Raw genomic sequence first — 1,970 nt, 5'->3', positions numbered from 1 at the left:
GTAGTTGTGTCTACTGGTGTCTTGAACTCTACTGTTGTTCCTTCTGGAAGATCACCTACATTGCCGATTGAATCTTTGGCAGATGGTTTATCTCCTGGTTTAACAGTTTGATCTTTCGCTGTTGGAGTGTTCTTGTCTGCATCAGATGTCTTCTCTGGATCTTTTACAGTTACTTTAACTGGTACTTCATCCTTAGATCCATCTGGGTATGTTACAACGACTGTAGCGTCTTTGTCACCTGGGGTAGTTGTGTCTACTGGTGTCTTGAACTCTACTGTTGTTCCTTCTGGAAGATCACCTACATTACCGATTGAATCTTTGGCAGATGGTTTATCTCCTGGTTTAACAGTTTGATCTTTCGCTGTTGGAGTGTTCTTGTCTGCATCAGATGTCTTCTCTGGATCTTTTACAGTTACTTTAACTGGTACTTCATCCTTAGATCCATCTGGGTAAGTCACAACAACTGTAGTTCCTTTATCACCTGGTGTAGTTGTATCTACTGGTGTCTTGAACTCTACTGTTGTACCCTTAGGAAGATCCTTGAGGTTGTCAATTGAATCTTCTGCTTTTGGTTTTTCACCTGGTTTAACAGTTTGATCTTTCGCTACTGGAGTGTTCTTATCTGCATCTGTAGCTGGTGCACTTGGATCTTTTACAGTTACTTTAACTGGAACTTCTTCCTTAGAACCATCTGGGTATGTTACCACTGCTGTCGCAGGTTTATCACCTGGTGTAGTTGTATCTACTGGTGTCTTGAACTCTACTGTTGTACCCTTAGGAAGATCCTTGAGGTTGTCAATTGAATCTTCTGCTTTTGGTTTTTCACCTGGTTTAACAGTTTGATCTTTCGCTACTGGAGTGTTCTTATCTGCATCTGTAGCTGGTGCACTTGGATCTTTTACAGTTACTTTAACTGGAACTTCTTCCTTAGAACCATCTGGGTAAGTTACAACTGCTGTCGCAGGTTTTTCACCTGGTGTTGCTGTATCTACTGGATCCTTGAAGGCTACTGTTGTACCCTTAGGAAGATCCTTGAGGTTGTCAATTGAATCTTCTGCTTTTGGTTTTTCGCCTGGTTTAACAGTTTGATCTTTCGCTACTGGAGTGTTCTTATCTGCATCTGTAGCTGGTGCACTTGGATCTTTTACAGTTACTTTAACTGGTACTTCATCCTTAGAACCATCTGGGTAAGTCACAACGACTGTAGTTCCTTTATCACCTGGTGTAGTTGTGTCTACTGGTGTCTTGAACTCTACTGTTGTGCCCTTAGGAAGATCTCCGACATTACCGATTGAATCTTTAGCAGATGGTTTGTCTCCTGGTTTAACAGTTTGATCTTTAGCTACTGGAGTGTTCTTGTCTGCATCTGTAGCTGGTGCACTTGGATCTTTTACAGTTACTTTAACTGGTACTTCATCCTTAGAACCATCTGGGTAAGTCACAACAACTGTTGGTGTTTTATCGCCTGGAGTTGTTGTATCTACTGGTGTCTTGAACTCTACTGTTGTTCCTTTAGGAAGATCATCTACATTACCGATTGAATCTTTAGCAGATGGTTTATCACCTGGTTTAACAGTTTGTTCTTTCGCTGTTGGAGTGTTCTTATCCGCATCGGTTGCTGGTGCACTTGGATCTTTTACAGTCACTTTAACTGGAACTTCATCCTTAGAGCCATCTGGGTAAGTCACAACAACTGTTGGTGTTTTATCGCCTGGAGTTGTTGTATCTACTGGTGTCTTGAACTCTACTGTTGTTCCTTTAGGAAGATCCTTGAGGTTGTCAATTGAATCTTCTGCTTTTGGTTTTTCACCTGGTTTAACAGTTTGTTCTTTCGCTGTTGGAGTGTTCTTATCTGCATCTGTTGGTTTTGAACTTGGGTCTGTAACAGTTACTTTAACTGGAACTTCTTCCTTAGAACCATCTGGGTAAGTTACAACTGCTGTCGCAGGTTTTTCACCTGGTGTTGTTGT

Annotated in this window: 1 protein-coding gene; it reads right to left on the bottom strand. The window is 41.4% G+C overall.

What is annotated here, in order from left to right; all coding sequences use genetic code 11:
* Positions 1-1,970, bottom strand: a 1,970-nt coding sequence (locus QM867_RS10630) for a Rib/alpha-like domain-containing protein (protein WP_414315748.1), incomplete at both ends; no start/stop codon positions are given.

This window comes from Streptococcus infantis (assembly GCF_047463635.1).
GTDB classification, from domain to species: Bacteria; Bacillota; Bacilli; order Lactobacillales; family Streptococcaceae; genus Streptococcus; species Streptococcus infantis_W.
Note: the sequence above shows the minus strand (reverse complement) of the source record. Positions and strands in the feature narration are given on the sequence as shown.